The sequence below is a fragment of the Chitinophaga filiformis genome, assembly GCF_023100805.1.
Lineage (GTDB): Bacteria > Bacteroidota > Bacteroidia > Chitinophagales > Chitinophagaceae > Chitinophaga > Chitinophaga filiformis_B.
In genome coordinates this window covers 7307260-7331505 of the sequence record NZ_CP095855.1, presented here as the reverse complement: position 1 = coordinate 7331505, position 24246 = coordinate 7307260, and the positions used below count along the sequence as shown (strand labels likewise).

General features: G+C 47.3%; 20 protein-coding genes, 1 tRNA gene and 1 riboswitch. Of the genes, 15 read left to right on the top strand and 6 right to left on the bottom strand.

The genetic code is table 11. The features are described from left to right. Window positions 1–8: 8 nt before the first annotated feature. Window positions 9–101: riboswitch (TPP riboswitch) on the bottom strand. 189 nt (window positions 102–290) lie between these two features. From MYF79_RS28645 to MYF79_RS28625, 5 genes are all read left to right on the top strand, one after another. Continuing rightward, complete coding sequence (locus tag MYF79_RS28645) at window positions 291–677, top strand: single-stranded DNA-binding protein (RefSeq protein WP_247811286.1); 387 nt, start codon at window positions 291–293, stop codon at window positions 675–677. A gap of 392 nt (window positions 678–1069) precedes the next feature. After that, window positions 1070–1141 (top strand) — tRNA-Met (locus tag MYF79_RS28640). 75 nt (window positions 1142–1216) lie between these two features. Then, entirely contained in the window at window positions 1217–2086 is an 870-nt protein-coding gene (gene era, locus MYF79_RS28635; RefSeq protein ID WP_247811285.1) for a GTPase Era, read from the top strand. 12 nt (window positions 2087–2098) lie between these two features. Beyond that, entirely contained in the window at window positions 2099–3424 is a 1326-nt protein-coding gene (der, locus tag MYF79_RS28630; RefSeq protein WP_247811284.1) for a ribosome biogenesis GTPase Der, read from the top strand. A gap of 79 nt (window positions 3425–3503) precedes the next feature. Beyond that, window positions 3504–3725: a hypothetical protein gene (locus MYF79_RS28625; protein ID WP_247811283.1), complete on the top strand. Its 222-nt coding sequence runs from the start codon at window positions 3504–3506 to the stop codon at window positions 3723–3725. 1057 nt (window positions 3726–4782) lie between these two features. On the opposite strand, the gene MYF79_RS28620 is transcribed toward MYF79_RS28625, so the two are convergent. Then, on the bottom strand, window positions 4783–6384 hold the full coding sequence (locus tag MYF79_RS28620) for a S41 family peptidase (RefSeq protein ID WP_247811282.1): 1602 nt from the start codon (window positions 6382–6384) through the stop codon (window positions 4783–4785). A 104-nt stretch (window positions 6385–6488) separates the two neighbouring features. Between MYF79_RS28620 and MYF79_RS28615 the strand changes: the two genes are divergently transcribed. The 8 genes from MYF79_RS28615 (at window position 6489) to MYF79_RS28580 (ending at window position 16191) form a co-directional block, all read left to right on the top strand. After that, window positions 6489–7331: an N-acetylglucosamine kinase gene (locus MYF79_RS28615; protein WP_247811281.1), complete on the top strand. Its 843-nt coding sequence runs from the start codon at window positions 6489–6491 to the stop codon at window positions 7329–7331. A gap of 15 nt (window positions 7332–7346) precedes the next feature. Then, window positions 7347–8159, top strand: a complete 813-nt coding sequence (murQ, locus tag MYF79_RS28610) for an N-acetylmuramic acid 6-phosphate etherase (protein ID WP_247811280.1) — start codon at window positions 7347–7349, stop codon at window positions 8157–8159. 88 nt (window positions 8160–8247) lie between these two features. Beyond that, a complete protein-coding gene (locus MYF79_RS28605) occupies window positions 8248–8811 on the top strand; it encodes a hypothetical protein (protein ID WP_199652829.1) in 564 nt (187 codons plus the stop codon). 249 nt (window positions 8812–9060) lie between these two features. Then, a complete protein-coding gene (locus MYF79_RS28600; protein ID WP_247811279.1) occupies window positions 9061–9744 on the top strand; it encodes a succinate dehydrogenase cytochrome b subunit in 684 nt (227 codons plus the stop codon). A gap of 14 nt (window positions 9745–9758) precedes the next feature. Beyond that, window positions 9759–11732 carry a fumarate reductase/succinate dehydrogenase flavoprotein subunit gene (locus MYF79_RS28595; RefSeq protein WP_247811278.1) on the top strand — a complete coding sequence of 658 codons (1974 nt, stop codon included), beginning with the start codon at window positions 9759–9761 and terminating at the stop codon, window positions 11730–11732. Window positions 11733–11760: 28 nt separating this feature from the next. Beyond that, on the top strand, window positions 11761–12525 hold the full coding sequence (locus MYF79_RS28590; protein WP_247811277.1) for a succinate dehydrogenase/fumarate reductase iron-sulfur subunit: 765 nt from the start codon (window positions 11761–11763) through the stop codon (window positions 12523–12525). 111 nt (window positions 12526–12636) lie between these two features. Further along, window positions 12637–14019, top strand: a complete 1383-nt coding sequence (locus MYF79_RS28585) for a Gfo/Idh/MocA family protein (RefSeq protein WP_247811276.1) — start codon at window positions 12637–12639, stop codon at window positions 14017–14019. A gap of 39 nt (window positions 14020–14058) precedes the next feature. Continuing rightward, entirely contained in the window at window positions 14059–16191 is a 2133-nt protein-coding gene (locus MYF79_RS28580) for a S9 family peptidase (RefSeq protein WP_247811275.1), read from the top strand. Between the two features lie 1347 nt (window positions 16192–17538). Here the strand turns inward: MYF79_RS28580 and murI are convergent. From murI to MYF79_RS28565, 3 genes are all read right to left on the bottom strand, one after another. Continuing rightward, complete coding sequence (murI, locus tag MYF79_RS28575) at window positions 17539–18357, bottom strand: glutamate racemase (protein ID WP_247811274.1); 819 nt, start codon at window positions 18355–18357, stop codon at window positions 17539–17541. Further along, on the bottom strand, window positions 18354–19019 hold the full coding sequence (locus MYF79_RS28570) for a carbonic anhydrase (RefSeq protein WP_247811273.1): 666 nt from the start codon (window positions 19017–19019) through the stop codon (window positions 18354–18356). Before MYF79_RS28570 ends, murI begins: the two co-directional genes overlap by 4 nt. 190 nt (window positions 19020–19209) lie before the next feature. Continuing rightward, a complete protein-coding gene (locus tag MYF79_RS28565; protein ID WP_247811272.1) occupies window positions 19210–19929 on the bottom strand; it encodes an EcsC family protein in 720 nt (239 codons plus the stop codon). An 84-nt stretch (window positions 19930–20013) separates the two neighbouring features. Between MYF79_RS28565 and MYF79_RS28560 the strand changes: the two genes are divergently transcribed. Beyond that, window positions 20014–21660: an ABC-F family ATP-binding cassette domain-containing protein gene (locus MYF79_RS28560; RefSeq protein WP_247811271.1), complete on the top strand. Its 1647-nt coding sequence runs from the start codon at window positions 20014–20016 to the stop codon at window positions 21658–21660. Window positions 21661–21766: 106 nt separating this feature from the next. On the opposite strand, the gene MYF79_RS28555 is transcribed toward MYF79_RS28560, so the two are convergent. Together MYF79_RS28555 and MYF79_RS28550 are read right to left on the bottom strand one after the other, a co-directional pair. Beyond that, complete coding sequence (locus MYF79_RS28555; RefSeq protein ID WP_247811270.1) at window positions 21767–22162, bottom strand: response regulator; 396 nt, start codon at window positions 22160–22162, stop codon at window positions 21767–21769. Window positions 22163–22452: 290 nt separating this feature from the next. Further along, window positions 22453–23415 carry a hypothetical protein gene (locus MYF79_RS28550; RefSeq protein ID WP_247811269.1) on the bottom strand — a complete coding sequence of 321 codons (963 nt, stop codon included), beginning with the start codon at window positions 23413–23415 and terminating at the stop codon, window positions 22453–22455. A gap of 105 nt (window positions 23416–23520) precedes the next feature. Here MYF79_RS28550 and MYF79_RS28545 point away from each other — a divergent pair, with 105 nt between their 5' ends. Further along, window positions 23521–24246, top strand: a complete 726-nt coding sequence (locus MYF79_RS28545) for a ribonuclease H-like domain-containing protein (RefSeq protein ID WP_247811268.1) — start codon at window positions 23521–23523, stop codon at window positions 24244–24246.

The window sequence follows — 24246 nt, the reverse complement described above, 5'->3', positions numbered from 1 at the left end:
TAAGGAAGAGATTGTTCGCTTACCTTTCCTAAACAGCATTACCTGGTCAGGTTCAACGGGTCTGATCTCAGCCTGATAGTAAGGCACCCCGAGGTGAAACATGGGAGTTTTGAATGCTAATTTGCGCCAGTACGCACTCCTGTTTCCGGGACAAAGTTATAGCTGCTTTGATTAAAAAGAGAAAATATTTTTCACAATGAAAGAAAATGTATAATTTTCAATCATTATACCGCTCTCTCAAATTGAATCCTCCCTGAACTTTTTTTATCGTTAACCAAATTGAATCTGTAATGATCAGACTACAGTTAATCGGGCATCTGGGACATGATGCAGTTCAGCGGCATGTAAATGGCAAGACCGTACTCAGCTTTCGTGTTGCACACACAGAACGTTTCACAAACAGGGATGGCATACTGCAGGAAAAGACCATCTGGGTCGACTGTTCCTATTGGGAGCATGAAAAGGTAGGACCTTACCTGACGAAGGGCACGCGCATCTATGTGGATGGCAATCCATCTGCAGAAGTGTATGTGAACAATCAGGGAGAACAGCAATCCTCGATCCGCCTGCGGGTAACCACTTTACAGTTACTTTCCAGTCGCCGTGGCGTTGGCGGGAAGGAAGTGGAAGAAGCTGCAGGCGATGATGCGGATGTGGCAGACGATCTGCCTTTTTAGGTCACATACCGGCGGTCGCAGACACCATGCTGCGTTTGGTGTTGCAGTGTTGGCTGGATTAAATCAGTCAGGTAGTGGCAATGTTTCACGGTAGACGACGAATAATGTCCAACAATCTGGCTGGCTTGCTTCAGTAGGTATCCGCAATGTTTCTATCATAGCGGACCTGGCTGCGGGAGGTGTTGAAGTGTTGGTCCGGTTTAATCACCGGGCAGAGCAACATTTTTTATCGCAGCAGCGGACCTGGCGGCGGGAAAGCGACGAAACGCTTTACAGTAAGCCGCTTTAGGTGACCGAAGAAAAAGAATGCAGAACGATTTTTTTTATCTTTTTCAGATTTTTCTAAAAAAGATTTGGCGGAAATGATTTTAATCCTATCTTTGCACCCTCATTGCGAGGTAGAGCAGAGGTAGCTCGTCGGGCTCATAACCCGAAGGTCAGGGGTTCGAATCCTCTCCTCGCTACAAAAAATCAAAGCAAAAAAAGGCCGAAGTGATTCGGCTTTTTTTATTTCAGGAAGTTAAGGAAATTCGTTGTGCATGCATAAAGCTGGTTTTGTAAATATCTTCGGTAAGGCAAATGCAGGGAAGAGCACCCTGATGAACGCGCTGGTGGGCGAAAAGCTCGCTATTGTGTCTCCGAAGGTACAGACAACCAGGCACCGCATTACGGGGATAGTTACCACACCGGAATACCAGATCGTATTCTCTGACACTCCTGGTATTATCGATCCCCGTTACCGGCTGCACGAAAAGATGATGGGTGCTGTTAAGTCAGCGCTGGAGGATGCAGATGTGGCCATGTTGCTCATGGACGCCAAAGACAACCTGGAAGAGAACCTGGAGCTGTTCGGATCGCTGAAGCTAAAAGCCCGCAGTATCCTGGTGATCAACAAGTCGGACCTCCTGATGAAAGATGAGCTGGACGCATTGGTTAAAAAATGCGAGGAGTGGGGGAAAGCCGAAAAGGTGGTAGTGATCTCTGCCCTGCAGGGAAAAGGTGTTCCTGCATTGCTGCAGACTGTGGTAGCCCTGCTCCCGGAAAGCGACCCCTTCTATCCGGAAGATACGTTAACCGATAAGTCTACACGTTTTTTTGTAGCCGAGATCATCCGGGAAAAGATATTTCACCTGTTCGACGAAGAGATTCCTTATCATACTGCGGTAATTGTAACGCAATACCAGGAGAAGAACACCCTGATCAAGATCTCGGCAGAGATCATTGTGACGCGTGAGACGCAGAAAGCGATCATCCTGGGCGACAAAGGGTCTTCCATTAAAAAGATCGGTACGCTGGCCCGCCAGGATATCGAGAAATTTGTGGGTCAGAAAGTGTTCCTTGAACTATTTGTGAAAGTGCGCAGCAAGTGGCGGGATAATGATATTTATTTAAGGGAATACGGTTATTAATTTTATTTAGTTATGGCAGGATTTACAGTAGCAATCGTCGGTCGTCCAAATGTGGGTAAATCTACCCTGTTCAACCGTTTGCTGGAGCAGCGTAAAGCCATCGTCGATGACGTGAGCGGTGTTACGCGTGACAGGCAATATGGTGTTGCGGACTGGAACGGGAAATCGTTCAACGTGATTGATACCGGTGGTTTTGTATCCAGAAGTGAAGATATTTTCGAGCGTGAGATACGCAAACAGGTAAAAATAGCAATGGAGGAGGCCAACCTCCTGTTGTTCATGTGTGATGTGGCTACAGGTATTACTGATCTGGATGCTGAAATGGCGGATATATTGCGTCGTTCTTCCAAACCGGTGATACTGGTGGTCAATAAAGTGGATAATAATACCCGTCAGCTGGAAGCAACGGAATTTTACAGCCTCGGGTTTGAAAAGGTATTTTTCATGTCTTCCATGAGTGGTAGTGGCAGTGGTGAATTGCTGGATGAGATCACCGGCATGATCCCTGAAGACGACGACACGCTGGAAGCAGCACAGGAAGCAGCCGAACTGCCGAAGATAGCGATCATCGGTCAGCCGAATGTGGGTAAATCATCCCTGCTGAATGCCCTGATCGGAGAGGAGCGGAATATCGTGTCTGACATTCCCGGTACTACACGCGATACGATCCATACCCACTATAAGATGTTCCAGAAGGACTTTGTTTTGATCGATACTGCCGGTTTGCGCCGTAAGAACAAAGTACAGGAAGACCTGGAGTTCTATTCTGTTATCCGCGCTATCAAAGCGATGGATGAAGCAGACGTTTGCCTGCTGCTGCTCGATGCCACCAAAGGCATCACTGCGCAGGATCTGAGCATTTTCAGCCTGGCCGGCCGTAAAGGGAAAGGCCTGGTAGTGCTGGTGAACAAATGGGACCTGATCGAAGATAAAAGCACCAATACGGCAAGGGATTATGAAAAGGACCTGAAAAGCCGTCTGGCGCCATTCTCTGATGTACCGGTGATATTCACCTCAGTAACGGAGAAACAGCGTATTTTCAAGGCAATAGAAGAGGCGCTGCGTGTATATGAGAACCGTAAGCGTAAAGTGCAGACGTCCAGGTTGAATGAGGTGATGCTGAAGGCGATCGAGAGTTTCCATCCGCCTGTAGTGAGGGGTATTCCTATCAAAATCAAGTATGTAACGCAACTTCCGACGTTTACACCGGCATTTGCATTCTTCTGTAATCTGCCGGATGATGTGAAGCAACCATACAGGAACTACCTTGAAAATCAGCTCCGTAGCAACTTTGATTTCGAGGGGGTACCGTTAAAACTGTTCTTCAGGAAGAAATAAAGGTAAAATTTTGATATAGATGTTGTTCTATATTTAAAAATAACTATACCTTTGCGCATCTTTAAAAACAAACTAAAGCATGAAAAAATTATTCTTCTTCGCAGTTGCAACTAGCATGTTCTTCGTAGCTTGCGGTGGTGGTGCTTCTACTACAACTGCAGATTCTACTGCAACTCCAGCTGTTGATACAGTTGCTGCAACTCCAGCTCCAGCTGCTGATTCTGCATCAGTAACTGCTGATTCTGCTGCTGCTGCTCCAGCTGATACTGCTGCTGCTCCTGCTGCTGAAGCAAAACACTAATCTGTTTTGTAAGAATTATTGGCCGTCTCGTGTAAACGAGACGGTTTTTTTTTTGCCTGTCTTTGTCGCGTTCATTTCTGCTTCCTGGTTATAGCTGGAGTTCCCCACATACTTGAGTTGCGCCGGTTTCCGGCTGGGATCACTGGCTATGGTTCTTTGAAGCCGCGTGCTATCAGGCATTTGGAATCGTGTGGGCTTTGGGATATGTATTAAACCCCTGTCAATCGTGTAAGCATGCTTCAAACAACCAAGGCCAGTGCTTCCCACCTGAAACCGTTGTACTTATTGACTTCCTTGTTATAGCCTGGAGTTCCTTGGCATATGTCATCCTGTTTTTGTGATGCGCCGGTTTCAGGCTGGGATCACTTGCTGTGGTTCTTTGAAGCCGCGTGCTATCAAGCATTTGGAATCGTGTGGGCTTTGGGATATGTATTAAACCCCAGTCAATCGTGTGAGCATGCTTCAAACAACCAAGGCCGGTGCTTCCCACCTGAAACCGTTGTGCTTCCTGGCTTCCTTGTTATAGCCTGGAGTTCCTTGGCATATGTCATCCTGTTTTTGTGATACGCCGGTTTCAGGCTGGGATCACTGGCTGTGGTTCTTTGAAGCCGCGTGCTATCAGGCATTTGGAATCGTGTGGGCTTTGGGATATGTATTAAACCCCTGTCAATCGTGTGAGCATGCTTCAAACAACCAAGGCCAGTGCTTCCCACCTGAAACCGTTGTACCTCCTGGCTTCCTTGTTATAATATTTGGCCATGATAATCAGGCGACAGGAAACTGTAGTAGGGAGAGCATAAGTAGCACCGGTTTCAGATGGGAATGTCGGGCCTTCGGCTCTTTGAGATACGATTGATGCAGTTAAATAGTGATCCAACAGCTTATACGATTCCAAATGCCTGATAGACATCCAACCAAAGAGGCGCCGACCGACATCCCATACTGAAACCGAGCTACTTAGCGTGAAAAATTTCTGGAAAGACAATGAGCCAAGGAACCAGGCATAAAAAAAGCCATCCGGAGTTCCCCAGATGGCTTTTAAACACAAATAACTTTTTTATTTCTTCTTCAGCATCTCCACCGCCTTCTTCATCATATCATCTTCCTTGTTCAGCGACTCATAGAACCCCGCATAACTCCACATCTGCCTCGCCAGCAATGCTTTCAGACGTGTTTTGATCTCAACTTCATCATGCGCATTGATAGACTCAACGCCACGAACGCTGTCTTTTGCCGCGAAAGACTTATAAGCACTATAAAGCTCATTACTAACCTGGTATTGATTACTGAATTGAGTAGCGTCTTTATATTGTTTGAACTCGTCCCTGTGGCTATTGTAATACTGATAGGCAAAGTTGCTGAAAGTACTGCGGGAATACATGCTGGTCAGCACATTGGAAAAGCGGCTGGTGTCAAATGGAATGAAGACGTCGGGAGTAATACCGCCGCCTCCATAAACAATACGGCCGCTGGCAGTTTTGAACTGCACGGTATCCAGCGGGTGAATGCTGTCGCGGTTAACGAACTCACCATGGTTGAAGCGGTTCAGGATATCCTCATCGTAGGCTTCACGGCCATTGGCATAGGATTTCTGAATACTTCTGCCGGAGTTGAGATAGTAGCGGGCTACTGTCAGACGGAGGGCGCCGCCATTGCTAAGGTCAAACTGTTCCTGTACCAGGCCTTTACCGAAGGTACGACGACCGATAATAGTACCACGGTCCCATTCCTGTACCGCGCCTGCCAGGATCTCACTGGCGCTTGCAGAGCCTTCATCAGTGAGAATGGCGAGTTCCCCTTTCTCGAAGATACCCGGCTTTTCACAGCGGTAGTCTGAACGGGGATAGCTTTTTCCTTTTGTATATACGATCAGTTTGTTATCGTCGAGTAGTTCGTCGGCAATGCGGGTAGCCGCGTCGAGATAGCCGCCAGGGTTCTGGCGCAGGTCGATCACCAGCTTGGTCATGCCTGCCTGGGTCAGTTTCCGCATCGCATCCATGAATTCCTGGTAAGTAGTGCCGGAGAACTTGCTGATCTTGATATAGCCAATTCCCGGCGCCGTCATGTAACTGGCGTCTATACTATAAAGAGGGATGTCGCCGCGGATGATCTGAACGGGTACCAGTTTCTGCTGACGTAACATGGTAACAGCCACTTTGGAATCTTTGGGACCACGCAGCATTTTGCGGATCTTATCGCCGGAAATGTTGTTACCTGCCACGAGAGAGTCGTTCACTTTGATGATCTTGTCGCCCGATTGTACACCGGCAGTCTCTGAAGGGCCTCCCGGAACTACGGAGACGATATTTACGGTATCTGCGATGATATTGAATTCGACGCCTATGCCGGAAAAGTGACCTTCGAGGTCTTCATTCACGGTTTGCAGGTTGGATGGCGGAATATAGATGGAATGAGGATCCAGATGGCTTAACAGGCCTTCAATGGCCTCCTGTTGCAGATCTGCTACCTGTAAGGTATCAACGTATTTTATTTTCAGCAGGTCCATGACTTCCTGTAAAGGTGCACGGCCCGCCCGGCTGAATAGCAACGTTTGCGCCCCCGTGTTAGCTCCCGGCATTTTATGCCCCAGGTACATTCCCAAAGCCAGCACTATTGCAAATAAGAGCGGTAAAAAAACATTCAGTTTCCTGTTCGACATAATGATGTATTGAAAACAGCCGCAAGGTAGCTTGTATCTTGTCGCTATTTATTTAACTTGTGGCAAAAATAGTATATTAAACCTCAACCTTCAACGGATGTGTCATGAAAGTACAGCTAATTGCAGATAGTGGATCTACCAAGGCTGACTGGTGCCTGCTGGGCGCCGGGGAAGCCGCGCGTTATCAGACATCCGGTATCAGTCCTTATTTCCTGAATGCAGAACAGATACAGGCCTTGCTGGAGAAAGAGCTGTTACCGCAATTGCCGCCGGATGTTCAGATAGATGAGATCCATTATTACGGGACAGGTTGTTTACAACGGAAGAGCGTAGAGCTGGTAGAGACAGCCTTGCAGGCGGTGTGGCCAGTGGCCTCGTTCGAGGTGAACCATGACCTGATGGGAGCTGCCCGGGGACTGTGTGGAAAAGAGCCCGGAGTAGCCAGCATCCTGGGTACAGGGTCGAATTCCTGCTTTTTTGATGGCACTACTATCAAAAAGAATAATCCCGGACTGGGATATGTACTGGGAGACGAGGGCAGCGGCGCTTTCCTGGGGAAGAAACTCCTGCAGTACTACCTGTACAATTCCTTTGACGAAGAGCTGAAAAGCCGTTTTGACGCCCAGTATAACACCAATCATGAGGAAATACTGGAGAATGTATACCGCAGGCCATTCCCGAACCGTTATCTGGCTGGTTTTGCGAAGTTTCTGGGCGAGAACAGGGGGCACTTTATTATAGAGAACATCCTCGAAGACAGCTTAAACGAATTTTTCTTTAACCACATTTATAAATACAGCGAAAGCTGGACACACCCACTGCACTTTACCGGAAGTATCGCCTGGAATTTCAGGGACATCCTGGAGGAGTTATGTGAACTGTACGAACTGCAGCTGGGCCGGATATTGCGTAGTCCTATGGAAGGGCTGGTGGCATATCATCAATAAACAAATACACTACAAATGTCCTTTGAGAGAGTAACAGAGCAAACGTCACATTATCGCCACCTGGAGAAAATGAGTGTGCAGGAGATCCTCAGTAATATTAATCAGGAAGATACCACCGTACCCCAGGCCGTAGCCAGGGCTTTACCACAGATAGAAAAGCTGGTAGCAGCCATTGCCGATAAAATGCTGGCCGGTGGCAGGTTATTTTACCTGGGCGCAGGTACCAGCGGACGTTTAGGCATTGTCGATGCCTCCGAATGCCCGCCCACCTTTGGCGTACCTCATGGGCTGGTGATAGGCCTGATTGCCGGAGGGGATGCCGCCATCCGCAAGGCGGTGGAGTTTGCTGAAGACGACAGGGAACAGGGCTGGAAAGATCTGCAGGAGTTCAATGTAACGGAAAAAGATGTGGTCGTAGGTATTGCAGCGAGTGGTACTACTCCCTATGTGATCGGCGCCCTGAATAAATGTCGCCGTGAAGGGATCGTCACCGGAAGCATCTGCTGTAACCCTGGCGCCCCCTTGTCGGCCGAGGCAGATTTCCCTATTGAAGTGGTGGTAGGACCGGAATTCATCACCGGCAGCACCCGTATGAAAAGTGGAACAGCCCAGAAACTGGTGCTGAACATGATATCTACCGCCGTTATGATCCAGCTGGGCAGGGTGGAAGATAATAAGATGGTGAACATGCAGCTGAGCAATGACAAACTGGTGGACAGAGGTGTGAAGATGCTGATGGAGAAATTGTCCCTGACGGATTATGAAAAGGCAAAAGAGTTATTACTGAAAGCCGGCAGCGTCAGAAAGGCCATTGAAGACTATGTATAGTTACGACTTTTTCCAGAAATGGAGCGTTTCTATTTTCTGAAATTTCCCCCGAAATTTGTAGAAACGAACATTTTAGAGTTAGCGTGACATGCATGATATAGAACCTTTTTATAACTGGCGCCACCTATATACAGCAGAAGATGATGAACAGTCCCCGTTTTATGGCAGGGAATACAGTGAGTTCACTTTTACGAATACTGTATATAATTATTATGTACATCCCCAGTGGGATGAATTTGGCTCCCGGAACCTTTATCTGAAGGTATTATTTGCCGACTACCAGTTCAACTATGCCATCATCGAAGTGCTGGGAGAATGGAATGACTGTATAGAGAATGACATCATGGTATTAAAGCGTGATGTTATTGATCTTATGATTGCCAGCAAGATCAACAAGTTCATCCTGATCACTGAGAATGTGATGAACTTCCACTCATCCGACGACTGTTACTATGAGGAGTGGTGGGATGACATCCGGGACGAAGGAGGCTGGATAGTGAGCCTGAACATGCCTGAACAGACGCGTCAGGAGTTTGAACATGCCCACCTGGACAACTACGTACATCTCCTGGATATAGAGAAATGGCGTACTTACCAGCCACAACACCTTTATTCCCTTGTCGACAACGTTATGATGCGCCGTCTTGAGTGATGGCGGAACAAAGTCCACGTTTCTTTGTTTATTTCCGTGAACGTACGGCCGGTTTCTCCGCTATACCGGCAGGTCAGTGGCGTATGTTCTCCCTGAACCCGATGGCCGGGGCCAAAACAATGGATTGGCGCTCAGTTTCAAACCAAAAACTGAGAAATATCATTTGGTTTTAATTTTTCCTGCGCTAAATTTGCGCGATATATTCGAAATATTATCATATCATCTTTTAGGAAGCTTAGATTTTAACTTATGAAGTGGTCACAGTTCTTTAATACCTCTATCGGTAAAAAATTATTAGTGGGTGCTACCGGTCTCTTTCTGTGTAGTTTTGTTATCGTGCACCTGGCTGGTAATCTCGCCTTGCTCAAAGAAGATGAGGGTGAGGCTTTTAATGTTTATGCCGCATTCATGAGTCACAACGGCCTTATCCAGTTTATAGCCTGGGGTTTAAAGGTTGTTATTCTTATCCACGCTATTCTTGCTTTTCAACTTACCTTCCGCAACAGGGCTGCCCGTCCGGTAAAGTACGCTATCAATCCCGGCAATCAGACTTCTTCCTGGTTCAGCCGCCAGATGGCTATCATGGGTAGTATCCTGCTGATTTTCCTGATTATTCACCTGAAAGACTTCTGGTACTGGATGCACTATGGAGACGTACGGCCTGTGACTTATAAAGGAGAGGAATACAATAACCTTTACCTTGTTGTACAGGAGGCATTCAAGCAATTATGGATGGTGATCCTGTATGTGATTGGTATGATCGGTTTATCTTTCCACCTGATTCATGGGTTTAAAAGCGCCTTCCAGACATTTGGCCTGAACCACGTTAAGTACAATGGCCTCATCAACTTCGTAGGTGTTTGGTTGTTCGGGATCCTGATCCCTATTGGCTTTGCCATTATTCCCGTGGTTATATATTTCAAATCAATTTAGTAAAGTAAGGATATATGTTGAACTCAAAAATTCCTGCCGGTCCATTAGATAAGAAATGGGAAGATTATAAGGGGCATTGTAAGCTGGTGAACCCGGCTAACAAGCGCAACATGGAAGTGATCATCGTGGGCACTGGCCTGGCGGGGGCTTCGGCTGCTGCTTCTTTGGGTGAGTTAGGTTATAAGGTGAAAGCTTTCTGTTTTCAGGACAGTCCACGCCGTGCGCACAGTATTGCTGCACAGGGTGGTATCAACGCTGCAAAGAATTACCAGAACGACGGTGACTCAGTGTTCCGTTTGTTTTATGATACTGTAAAAGGTGGCGACTACCGTGCCCGTGAAGCCAATGTGCATCGTCTGGCAGAGGTAAGTGGCAATATTATAGACCAGTGTGTGGCACAGGGTGTTCCTTTTGCCCGCGAATATGGCGGATTGCTGAGCAACCGCTCTTTCGGTGGAACACAGGTACAGCGTACCTTCTACGCCGCCGGTCAGACCGGTCAGCAGCTGCTCCTGGGTGCATACTCCGCACTGGAGCGCCAGGTGGCTTTAGGCAACGTGACCATGTACAACCGTCATGAAATGCTGGACATCGTAGTAATAGATGGTAAAGCACGCGGTATTATTGCCCGCAACCTCATCACCGGTAAACTGGAACGTCACTTCGGTCACGCTGTATTACTGGCAAGTGGTGGTTATGGTAACGTGTTCTACCTGTCTACCAACGCGATGGGATCTAACGTAACAGCAGCCTGGAAAGCAACCCGTAAAGGCGCTTTCTTCGGTAACCCTTGCTTTACACAGATCCACCCTACCTGTATCCCTGTTTCCGGAGATCACCAGTCCAAGCTGACGCTGATGTCTGAGTCGCTCCGTAACGATGGCCGTATATGGGTGCCTAAAAAACAGAACGATACCCGCAAACCTTCTGATATTCCTGAAGACGAAAGGGATTACTACCTCGAAAGAAGGTATCCTGCCTTCGGTAACCTGGTACCACGTGACGTGGCATCCCGCGCTGCCAAGGAAAGATGCGATGCCGGTTATGGTGTGGGTAGCTCCAAGCAGGCCGTATACCTGGATTTCGCATATAACATGGACCGTTACGGAAGAATAGAGGCCAGCAAAAGACAGCTGTCCAATCCTACTCCGGAAGAGATCCGTAAACTGGGTAAAGAAGTGGTAGCTGAGAAATACGGTAACCTCTTCGATATGTACGCCAAGATCACCGGCGAAAATCCATATGAAGTGCCAATGCGCATTTACCCTGCAGTACACTATACCATGGGTGGCCTGTGGGTGGATTATGAACTGATGACAACCGTAACCGGTCTGTATGCACTGGGTGAAGCAAACTTCTCCGATCACGGTGCAAACCGCCTGGGTGCTTCGGCACTGATGCAGGGGCTGGCTGATGGTTACTTCGTTATTCCTTATACATTGGGTAACTACCTGGCTGATGATATCAAGACCAAAGCAATTTCCCTGGATCATCCTGCATTCGTAGAAGCTGAAAAGAATGTTCAGGCTACTATCGATAAGCTGATGAGCATTAAGGGCACCAAATCCGTAGATCACTTCCACAAGAAACTGGGTAAGATCATGTGGGATAAATGCGGTATGGCCCGTAATGAACAGGGACTGAAGGAAGCGATCGTTGAGATCCAGGCTTTACGCAAGGAATTCTGGAGCGATGTACGTATCCCTGGCGATGCCAACGAATTCAACCCTGAACTGGAAAAAGCCGGCCGTGTAGCTGACTTCCTGGAGCTGGGAGAACTGATGTGCCTGGATGCGCTGAACCGTCGTGAATCCTGTGGTGGTCACTTCCGTGAAGAATCACAAACACCGGATGGAGAAGCACAACGTGATGATGAAAACTTCAGCTATGTAGCAGCATGGGAATATAAAGGTGAAAGCCAGTTCGAGTTGCACAAAGAAGCTCTTGAGTTTGTAGAATGTAAACCAACTCAACGTAGCTATAAATAATTTTCACAATAATAATAGTCCAATAGATATGGAACATTATACTATGAATCTCACACTTAAAGTGTGGAGGCAGAAAAACACAGACGCCCAGGGGAAATTTGAAACTTATCCGGTAAGCGGCATTTCTTCCGAAATGTCATTCCTGGAAATGTTTGACGTGCTGAATGAGCGCCTGATCAATGAAGGTAAAGAGCCGATAGCGTTTGACCACGATTGTCGTGAAGGTATCTGTGGTGCGTGTTCCATGCATATTAACGGCCGTGCACATGGTCCGTGGGCTGGTACTACCACCTGCCAGCTGCACATGCGCGCTTTCAAGGATGGCGATACCATCACTGTTGAGCCATGGAGAGCAGGATCTTTCCCGGTAGTGAAAGACCTGACCGTAGACAGAGGTGCATTTGACCGTATTATCGAAGCCGGTGGTTATGTTTCTGTAAATACAGGTAACGCCCAGGATGCCAACAATATCCTGGTGCCAAAAGATAAAGCAGATGCAGCGTTTGCGGCAGCAGCATGTATCGGTTGCGGCGCCTGCGTAGCGGCTTGTAAAAACTCTTCTGCTATGCTCTTCGTTTCAGCGAAAGTATCCCAACTGGCATTGCTGCCACAGGGACAGCCTGAGAAGAGGACAAGGGCCCTGAATATGGTGGCACAGATGGACAAGGAAGGTTTTGGCAGCTGTACCAACACCGGCGCCTGTGAGGCAGAATGTCCGAAAGAAATTTCCCTGACAAATATTGCACGTCTGAACCGCGAATACATTGCCGCAGGTTTCAGCTACGAAAAATAGTCTTTGTCACGATTGCATTTGGTGAATACCATGATCCCCCTCGCTGGAACGAGGGGGATTTTTTTTGTATATTGTTTTAGTTTAAACCCGTTTGCACACAAATTTTACGTTATGACAGACAACTCCAGGAGAAAATTTCTCCGTAACCTCGGAGGAACAGCCGCCCTGATGGGCGCCGGTTCATTGGCCGCTTTAGGAAAAGAACAGGTCCATATCCTACAACCCAACACCCGCATTGCTGCCAACGACAAGATCCGTATCGGTTGTATCGGTATGGGCATTATGGGCTTCGGCGACGTAGAAACGGCGCTGAAAGCGCCCGGTGTGGAATTCGTGGCAGCCGCCGACCTGTATGATGGTCACCTTGCGAAAGTCAAAGAAGTGTATGGTAAAGACATCTTTACTACCCGCGACTACCGCGAGCTGCTGAACAGGAAGGACATTGACGCCGTGATCGTAGCCACACCCGATCACTGGCACGATACTATCTCTATTGACGCTATGGAAAAAGGCAAGGCTGTATACTGCGAGAAACCCATGGTACAGCAGATTGAAGAAGGGCATAAGGTGATTGCCACCCAGCAGCGCACAAAGGCCGTTTTCCAGGTAGGTAGCCAGCGTGTGAGCAGTATTGCCCTCGCAGAAGCAAAGAAGCGCTATGAGGCAGGGGAAATAGGTCAGCTGAACATTGTAGAAGCCAGGATAGACCGTCATGATGCCCTGGGCGCCTGGCAGTATTCCATTCCGCCCGATGCCTCTCCCGCTACCGTAGACTTTGACACTTTCCTCAAAGATACCGCCAAAGTACCTTTCGATCCCACCCGTTTCTTCCGCTGGCGCAACTACCGGGCATATGGTACCGGTGTACCGGGCGATCTGTTCGTTCACCTCATCTCCGGCCTGCACTTCATTACGGGCTCACTGGGCCCCGAGCGCATCTTTGCCAGCGGCAACCTGGTACAATGGAAAGACGGGCGTGATGTTCCGGATGTTGTGGTCGCGATCTTTGATTATCCGGAAACAAAAGCGCATGCAGCCTTCCAGGTAACCTTACGTGTCAACTTCGCTGACGGTGGAGGCGGTGGTGAATTTACCCGCTTTATTGGTACAGACGGGGTGCTGGAACTGGGATGGGATGATTTCAAGATCAAAAAGCATAAACTCTCTTCAGCACCTGGTTATGGTGGCTGGGATACCTATAATACTTTTACAAAAGCTACCCAGGAAGCTTATGTAAAACAGTACAATGCAAAATATCCTGAGGAAAGCCGTAAGCCGGCACAGCGTTCAGAAAGCGCTTATGCTGCCCCAAGGGGATACGATGCCCGTCTGGATCATTTTATCAACTTCTTTGAGGCCATGCGTACGGGCAGGCCTGTTGTGGAAGACGCCTCCTTTGGACTCCGTGCAGCAGGTCCTGCATTGGTTACCAATGAGAGTTACTTCAGTAAAAAAGTGATCCACTGGGACGCCCAAAAAATGAAGATTGTGTAACAGGATAAGTATTACATTCGTAGCCTCAATTTGTCACCTATGAGGAAAGCCGCTGCATTTGCCATAATGTTGTCAGGCATGGGCCTGTTTGCCTGTAAGGAAAATAAGAAAAGTATGTCAGCAGAAGTCAAAACAATAAAGCCACCTGTAGCCGAACAGATAGATACGGCGATGACCATACACGGTGAAACCAGGATAGACAAATACTATTGGATGAATGACCGGAATGACCCCAAAGTCATTGCGTATCTCAAGGCAGAGAATAACTACCTGGATACCATGCTGGAGTCTTCCGCCGGTATGAGAAAGAAGTTGTACGAGGAGATGAGGGGGCGTATTATGGAAACAGATGCCAGCGTACCTTACCTGAAGAATGGTTACTATTATTACACCCGTTTTACACAAGGCAAAGAGTACCCGATATACTGCCGTAAAAAAGGCAGCCTGGAAGGTACAGAAGAAGTGATGCTGGATGTGAACGTGCTGGCCGCAGGCCACGACTACTACCATGTGGGAGGGATGTCTGTAAGCCCTGATGCACAATGGCTGGCCTATGGTGTTGATACGGTAAGCCGTCGTCAGTATACTATCTATATCAAGAACCTGCAGACAGGGGAAGTATTGCCGGAGGCGATCAGGGAAACTTCCGGCAGTGCAGCCTGGGCAAGCGATAACAAGACTTTCTTCTACACTGTCAAGAACCCGGTTACGCTGAGGGAAGAACGTATCCTGCGGCATGTTGCCGGTACGGATGCGGCTCAGGACAAGGAAGTGTTCAATGAGAAGGATGAAACCTTCTATGTGGATGTTGCCCGTTCAAAATCAGGTAAATTCATCATGATACAAAGCCATAGTACGGTCTCTTCTGAATATCGTATACTGGATGCTTCCAAACCTGATGGTGCATTTCACGTTTTTGAACCACGCCGGCGCGATCATCTATACGATATTGATCACAAGGATGACAAATTCTATATCGTGACGAACTGGGATGCTGTGAACTTCCGCCTGATGGAATGTCCGCAGGATAAAACCGCCGGCAGTAACTGGAAAGAGGTCATTCCTCATCGTGCAGATGTATTGTTACAGGGCATTGAACTGTTCCGTGATCATATGGTGCTGAGTGAGCGTAAGAATGGTCTTACACAATTGCGCGTGATCAACTCCCGTACAAAAGAAGATCACTACCTGAAGTTTGAAGAACCTGCCTACCTTGCGTCCATCTCGGTCAATCCTGAGTTTGATACAAAGACGCTCCGCTACTCATATACATCCATGACAACGCCGGTATCTACCTACGATTACGACATGGATGCCAAAAAGAGTGAGCTGCGTAAACGCCAGGAGGTATTGGGCGGCTATGATCCGAAGGATTATGTTACAGAGCGCTTGTACGTTACTGCCAGGGATGGCGTGAAAGTACCTGTCTCCATTGTATACAAAAAAGGATTCGAGAAAAATGGCAAGGGACCACTGTTGCTGTATGGCTATGGTTCTTACGGTGTCAGTATAGAGCCCTCCTTCAGCAGTAACCGTTTGAGCTTACTGGACAGGGGATTTGCCTATGCTATTGCGCATATCAGAGGAGGAGAGGAGATGGGGCGGCAATGGTATGAAGATGGTAAGCTGTTCAAGAAGATGAACACGTTTACAGACTTCATCGATTGTGCTGACTATCTTGTAAAAGCCCATTATACTGACAGTTCACATCTCTACGCCATGGGAGGCAGTGCCGGCGGCTTGTTGATGGGTGCAGTTGTCAATATGCGTCCTGCGCTCTGGAACGGTGTCATTGCAGCGGTTCCATTTGTGGATGTACTGACAACGATGCTTGACGAAAGTATTCCATTAACTACCGGTGAATTTGACGAATGGGGTAATCCAAAGAAGAAGGAATACTATGACTATATGAAGGCTTATTCTCCTTACGATAATGTAAAGGCACAGGCATATCCTAACATGCTTGTAACAACAGGCCTGCATGACTCACAGGTGCAATATTGGGAGCCTGCAAAATGGGTGGCGAAGCTGCGTGAATTCAAAACAGATAACCATATGTTACTGCTGCATACCAACATGGAGGCGGGGCATGGTGGGGCTTCCGGGCGTTTCAAGAGCCTCGAGGATGTTGCGTTGCAATATGCGTTCCTGCTTGGATTGGAAGGGAAATAGTTTGATGTTGATATTTTTAAGCCCATAGGTCTTTCGATCTATGGGCTTTTTTATTGTTGTTTGTTCATTCATTGGAAGTAGCTGCGGTTTCAGGCCGGGATCACTGGCTGTAGTTCTCTTAAATCCATAGGTCTTTCGATCTATGGGCTTTTCTATTGTTGTTTGTTCGTTTATTGGAAGTAGCTGCGGTTTCAGGCTGGGATCACTGGCTGTAGTTCTTTGAAGCTGCGTGCTATTAGGCAGTTGGAATCGTGTAAGCTTTTGAATATGTATTAAACCCCCGTCAATCGTGTGAACATGCTTCAAATAACTAAGGCCAGTGATTCCCACCTGAAACCGCTTGCTACTTCCGGACCTCCAATTGTAAGTAAGTCTCTTGTCGAATCAAATTTCAGAAAATGTGGTAAAACGCATCCCAATTGCTTTTATGAGGCGGTATATACCATACACGTATTATATACGTACTACACGATAAATATCAGAGATAGTTTCTTTGTTGTCTTAACCTTATTGGCCATGCACACAGAATGAACGCCTTCTTGAAAACGCCTATGGATCGTATTGGTTGAATCACGAAAACCTTATCCAGCATAGTTATTGGATAAAGAGAATTCACTTAACCGAGCCGCTGAAGGCAGGTATGTAATCTAATAGCTCCACATTACAACAATGATTGTATGACTGATAAGTGAGAGACAACATCCATTTATTACACAGAAAGGAATTCACTGAAAGCGGAGGAAAAGCAACTAATAGGGAGCGTATAAGTAGCACCGGTTTCAGATGGGAATTGCGGGCCTTCGGCTCTTTGACACACGATCGATGCAGCTAAACAGACATTCCAAGCCCATACGCTTGAAAACGCCCAATAGAGATTCAATCAAAGAGGCGCCGACCGCGATCCCATACTGAAACTGAGCTACTATACGCGGTACTATAATCCGGAATCCGGTCACTGCATTCGCAAAATAGATGGAATATTATCCATTTATGAGACAGTTAAGAAAAGTCATTGAAAGCGGAGGAAAAGCAACTAATAGGGAGCGTATAAGTAGCACCGGTTTCAGATGGGAATCGCGGGCCTTCGGCTCTTTGACACACGATCGATGCAGCTAAACAGACATCCCAAGCCCATACGCTTGAAAACGCCCAATAGAGATTCAATCAAAGAGGCGCCGACCGCGATCCCATACTGAAACCGAGCTACTATACGCGGTACTATAACCCGGAATCCGGTCACTGCATTCGCAAAATAGATGGAATATTATCCATTTATCACACAGAAAAGAAATCACTCAAAGCGTAGGAAAAGCTACTATACGCGGTATTATAATCATCATCCGTACCTCACGGATTAATAAACTCCGTCTTCACCGTCTCCCCCAAAAAGATCTCCGTCTGCTTCTCAAATATTACCGGATCATCCGTAGTAAAGTACTTCCTCCCACCGTTCTTACTCAGTCGTACCTCCATTTCCGGATGACGTTGCAGATAATCTTTCAGACTATGCGCAACGATCTTCCCCTGAGATAGCAGTGTAATCCCACCGGGAAGGAACTGCCGGATCTTTTTGGTTAAGATAGGATAGTGCGTACAAGCTAATACCAGGGTATCAATGTCAGGTGCGTCTGTCAATATCTGATGCAGATATTTTTTGACAAAATAATCAGCGCCTTCGCCATCAGCCTCACCATTCTCAACGATCGGCACCCACATGGGGCAAGCGAGTTGATGTACCCTGACATGCGGGAAGAACTTGTTGATCTCGATGGGATAGGACTCAGAAGCTACGGTGCCTTTAGTAGCAAGAATACCCACTTCGCCGCTCTGCGTCAGTGTCCCTACCATTTCAGTAGTAGGACGGATCACACCCAGCACACGGCGATCCGGCGCAATGCGCGGCAGGTCTTTCTGCTGGATAGTGCGGAGTGCCCGGGCAGAAGCAGTATTACAGGCAAGTATTACCAGCGGGCAGCCCATATCGAACAGGTGCTGTACACACTGAAGCGTATAGGCATGGATGGTATCAAAGCCGCGGTTGCCATAAGGTGCGCGTGCATTGTCACCAAGGTAGATATAGTCATATTGCGGAAGCGTAGCTATGATCTCCTTTAATACTGTCAGGCCGCCGTAACCGGAATCAAATACACCGATAGGTCCCGTCATTGTTCACCCTTTTTCTTCATTAATCCCTTACCGGTCAGGTCATAGATTTCCTGGATATTGTGCAGTATGCCTTCGAAGTCGATCTTCAGATCTATCAGCTGGCCGGTGTAGAGGTCATATACCCAACCATGTACAGTAGGATAACCTCTTTCAACATAGGATTGCTGTACAGCCGCTGTTTTGATAACATTCACACATTGTTCCTGCACATTCAGTTCCACGAGGCGGTTGTAACGGGCAGTATCGTCTTCAATGGCATCCAGCTCCTGGCGGTGCAAACGGTATACATCGCGGATGTTACGCAACCAGGGGTTGAGCAATCCGAGGTCGGCGGGCTGCATAGCCGCTTTAACGCCGCCACAGTTATAGTGACCGCATACAATGATGTGTTTTACGCCAAGGTGCCGTACGGCATAATTGATAACGGCCATGACGCTCAGATCCACATTGTTCACCAGGTTGGCGATGTTACGGTGTACAAAGACCTCGCCGGCATCCAGTCCCATGATCTCATTGGTGGGCACGCGACTGTCGCTGCAGCCGATGTAAAGGTAGTCCGGGTTCTGCTCCTCGGCCAGTTTTTCAAAAAATCCTTTGTCTGCGGCTGTTTTGGAAGCCATCCACATCCTGTTGTTCTCGAAGATTTCATCGTACCTGGTCATATACTACGGAGTTTAATAAAGTTAGATAGCGTATCGTTTATACATAGAGAGCGTAAAGATACGTCACGATAGCTATTACTGTTTCATTAGTCGTAAGCGGTAAGCATTCATGGTACTCTGTCCAAGTTTGTCTGTCTGGCGGTGATTGACGTATGCGCCGACAGCGTCCCAAGATAAGTCACGACAGCTATTACTGTTTCATTAGTCGTAAGCGGTAAGCATTCATGGCGCTGTGGCCAAGTTTGTCCGTCAGGCGGTGATTGACATAGGCGCCAACGGCCGCCCCGATGATGGGCATGAGCTGAAGCAGCTTGGCCAGATCGAGGTAGTCCCGGTATTGTTGCTGAAAGTTACGCCAGTCGAAGGCATGGATATCTTCAGGTAGTTCGCGGCTGTAATGCTCCCAGTCGGCAATGATCGGGTATAGTTTGTTGCGGAAGTCCTGGGTAGAGAAAGTAATGAAGAAAATATGGAGGATGAAGAGACGTTCCTTATAGTCGTTCACATTACGGCCATAGAGGGCGGCAATGTCAAATAACATCTTCATCTTGATGGTCAGAAACAGGGGAAAATCGGCCAGGCCAAGCAGGATACCGCCGGCTCCTGTCAGGGCGCCTTCAGTAGCGGCCGTCGTTTTGTAAAAGTTGATGCGCTCCCGCACTTTCGATTCGCGGATGGCCAGATCTTCCTCAAATAAGGGAGGAGGACTGGTGAAGCCCGCGCCGGAGATAACCGCCCGGGTCGTTTGTTTGACTGCGCTGGTCAGGGCTACGTGTACCTTTTCCGGAATGACCCGGTTAATTTTCTGCTGCAGCCCCCGGCTTAGCTTAGCAGGAAGGCTGATGCCCCGCTGCATGGCTTTTTGCCAGGCCAGGAGCTCTTTATTAACCTGTTGGGTATAAGTATCCATCTGATGATCGTTACAAAGAATAAACCACAAACGGTAAAACCAGGAACATTTACTAACTTTGCGCCTTAAATTTCTTTAGCCAGCATGATCAGTGTTAAAAACGTATCGCTTTCTTTCGGAAAAAGGGTGTTGTTTGATGAAGTTAACCTCAATTTCACCAAAGGTAACTGTTATGGTGTGATCGGCGCCAATGGAGCCGGTAAATCCACCTTCCTTAAAATATTATCAGGTGAGATTGACCCTACCAAGGGTACTGTCGAGATCACACCTGGTGAACGTATGAGTGTTCTGAAGCAGAACCACTTCGAATTTGACGAAGTGACTGTACTGAATACCGTACTGATGGGAAATAAAAAGCTGTGGGAAATAGCGCATGAAAGAGATGCGATCTATGCCAAGGCTGATTTTACCGAGGAGGACGGTATGCGTGCAGGTGAGCTGGAAGCTGAATATGGCGAGATGGGCGGTTATACCGCTGAAAGTGATGCCGGCGTATTGCTGGGCGATCTGGGCGTAAAGGAAGAACTGCACAATTTACAGATGAAGGACCTGAGTGGTAACCTGAAAGTGCGTGTGCTCCTGGCGCAGGCCCTGTTCGGTACCCCCGATATCCTGCTGCTGGATGAGCCTACCAACCACCTGGACGTAGAAACCATCGGCTGGCTGGAAAACTTCCTGGCTGATTATGAGAACATTGTGATCGTAGTATCCCACGACCGTCACTTCCTGGATGCCGTATGTACGCATGTGGCAGACGTTGACCGCGCCAAGATCCAGATCTTCTCCGGTAACTATAGCTTCTGGTACGAATCTTCCCAGCTGATGGCCCGCCAGATAGCCGATAAGAACAAGAAAATGGAAGACAAACGTAAGGACCTGCTGGACTTCATTGCCCGTTTCAGTGCCAACGCTTCCAAAAGTAAACAGGCTACTTCCCGTAAAAAGGCCCTGGAAAAACTGGTTATCGAAGATATCCAGCCTTCCAACCGTAAATATCCTGGTATCATCTTCAAGCAGCAGCGTGAAGTAGGTAACCAGATCCTGAATGTGGAAAAACTGCAGAAATCCATCGAAGGTAATCCACTGTTCAGTAATGTATCCTTTACCGTGAATAAAGGCGACAAGATCGCCTTCCTGGCAAAGGAACACCTGGCACTGACCACTTTCTTTGAGATCATCAATGGCGAACAGGCTGCTGATGGCGGTAAATTTGAGTGGGGAACAACAGTAACGTCCGCTTATTTGCCTAATGATAACGCCAAATACTTCACTGATCCGTCACTGAACCTGATGGACTGGCTGCGCCAATATGTGCCCCCGCATGTAACTGATGTGGATGAGCCGTTCCTGCGTGGTTTCCTGGGTAAGATGCTGTTCAGCGGCGACGAGATCATGAAAAAGACCAGCGTATTGAGCGGAGGGGAAAAAGTGCGTTGTATGGTGAGCCGTATGATGCTGCAGGACCCTAACGTGGTAGTGCTGGACGAGCCTACTAACCACCTGGACCTGGAATCTATCCAGTCTTTCAACGAGAGTATGATGAACTTCAAAGGTATTGTGCTGTTCACCACGCATGACCATGCCTTCATGCAGTCCGTAGCCAACCGTATCATCGAGATCACTCCAAGGGGTGTTATCGACAGGTTAACTACATTCGATGAATACCTGGCTGATGAAAGGGTAAGGGCGCTCAGAGAAGAGATGTACGGAGAAAAAGTGGCAATTTCCTAGTTAATGGAGGAAGCTCCTGAAGGAGCCGTAAATTATATAGTGCAGGAATTGGGTATTAAGAATGAGGAGCATATCCTGGTTCTTGACTCCTGATTCCTGGCTTTTTTTAGAGATAGTCCTTGATCTGCTGCATTTTCTCAGAATCGAGAGGTTTGGTGATATAAGCCTTTAGTTCCGGCGTACGTTTCACCTTCTGTATGTCGCGCATATCGATAGAGGAGGAGCACATGATAATGGGGATCTGCTGGGTCAGGGTACATTTAATGCCGCGGTAGGCCTCTATAAAGTCCCAGCCGTTCATCCGCTGCATATTCATGTCCAGGATGATCAGGGATGGTAAAGGGTGCCCTTTGGGGTGCTGTAATTCTTCCAATGCATCTTCCGCACACAGGAATGAGGTCACCTCCAGTTTTTCTCCTTCCTGTTCCAGCATTTTTTTCAGGATGAAATGGAATATTTCATCGTCGTCAACAACATACACCTGTTTAGTGGTTTCCACCATATATACCTGATTTAACAACTTAGTCTTTCCCAGAATTTCGAGAGGGGTAACATAAAACACAGCTGATGTAATCCCCGGTTTTCACATGATACAATCGAATACAAATAAACACTAAATAATTATAATTTTATATATGATGATTGCCCAATAACTAATTGTTAACAAAATGTTGGAAATGTGGAAATATGGTTGTGTTTGCTTACTGTCTTCCGGCACAAAAAAATCCCGGATGTTCTGCCGCTTTAGCGGGTGAACATCCGGGATCCTTATATGATCAGTTACGAAGACTATTAGAACAGCCCGCCTTTTTTCAGTGTTACTTTGCCGGAACCGATCTTGTAACCATCATGGTAGATCTCAACAGCGTAATCGCCTGGTTTGAAATCTGAATTCTGTTTCCAGTCCATGCTTACGGTTTGTTTCTGACCGGTAGCGTAGTTTACTGTTTTCTTGGCAGTATATAATTTTTCAGTACCATCTTCCAGGGTGAATCTGCCGGAACCCAGCGCTTCTACTGCCAGTGGAGAGCCATCAGGAGAAGTGATAGCAACATACAGTTCTTTGTCGCCGGTTGGTGCGATCCTGTTCTCATCCAGATCGAAGCTTACACGCATCATATCAGCGCGTTTAGCCTTTGTCGTTTCTACTTCCTTACCGTTCTTTTTAATGTTGATAGGCTGCAGATGAATGTTGGATGCGTGTAATACGGAGCCCAGGTTTACTTTCTTATTCAGGCTGTCTCTCTGGGTGGTTACTTCATCCCTTTCTTTACGGGCATTGTCACGCTCACCTGTCAGCACGATCTTCTCGCCTTCCAGGCGTTCGATGGTAGCCGTATAGTTTTCAATGTTACCCTTCAGTGTTTCGATCAGGCGACGGGCTTCGGCCAGTTCTTTCTGGGTAGCATTTTTGTTGGAGAGGATGCCCTGGATCCTCGCTTTCATATCGGCAATTTCCTTATCTTTTGTTTTTACCAGGCTATCCATGCGGCTGTTCTGGGAGATCAGGTCATCCAGACGCGCATTTGCGGCATTGTATTCCTGCTGTAAAGCATCTCTTGAAGTAGAGATGGAATCTATCTGCGTTGCCTGTTGAGCAATTTGATCGGTAGTTTTATTTTTGTCATACAACATGTATATCCATGTACCGGCCAATGCTGCAATCAATATACCATATATCAGACCATTACGGCTTCTAGGCTTTTCAGGTCCGGAGGATCCTGCCGCAGGCGTGTTAAAAGTGTTCTCAGTCATAGTCGTTTTTGTGTTTTATAGTTAATTGTTATATGGTTAAAACTCCTTATGCAAATGTAATTGTTAAAAATACTTTATTACAAAAAAATATAAACCGTACGTATCGTGTTACCGAATATATCTTTAGATCAGTTATTGCTGCTTGATATTGAAACAACTCCCGCTGTTGCGGCCTTCGATTTTTTACCTGACAATATGCAATCGCTCTGGGTGGACAAAATTGCAAAAACTTTGCCAGAAACGGGGAACCCGACAGAGGCATACGCAGACCGGGCCGGGATTTATGCCGAATTCGGCAAAATAATCTGTATTTCCGTAGGGTTTTTCTATGCAGAAGGTGGTCGTTATCAACTACGTATAAAATCATTTTATAATGACGATGAAAAAGTTGTATTAACTAGTTTTTTAGAATTGGTAAATAAGTTCCATATAAAATTTCCCCGGTTCCAGTTTGCCGGACATAACATCAAAGAATTTGATATTCCGTTTATTTGCAGGCGATCTGTTATTCATCAGCTATCTTTGCCCCTGCCATTGCAGATCCACGGATTTAAACCCTGGGAACTGCCGATGTTGGATACCATGCAGTTATGGCGGTTCGGAGATTTCAAGAACTATACTTCCCTGAAACTGATGACGGCTGTAATGGGCATTCCGACACCGAAAGACGATATTGACGGCAGCATGGTGGCAAAGGTATACTGGCAGGACAGGGACCTGGAAAGGATCGCTAATTATTGTCAGAAAGATGTGATAGCCGTCGGACAGCTGTTGATGCGTTTTAAAGGCGTTCCCTTGCTGGAAACGGAAGACGTGGTGTATTCAAAATAA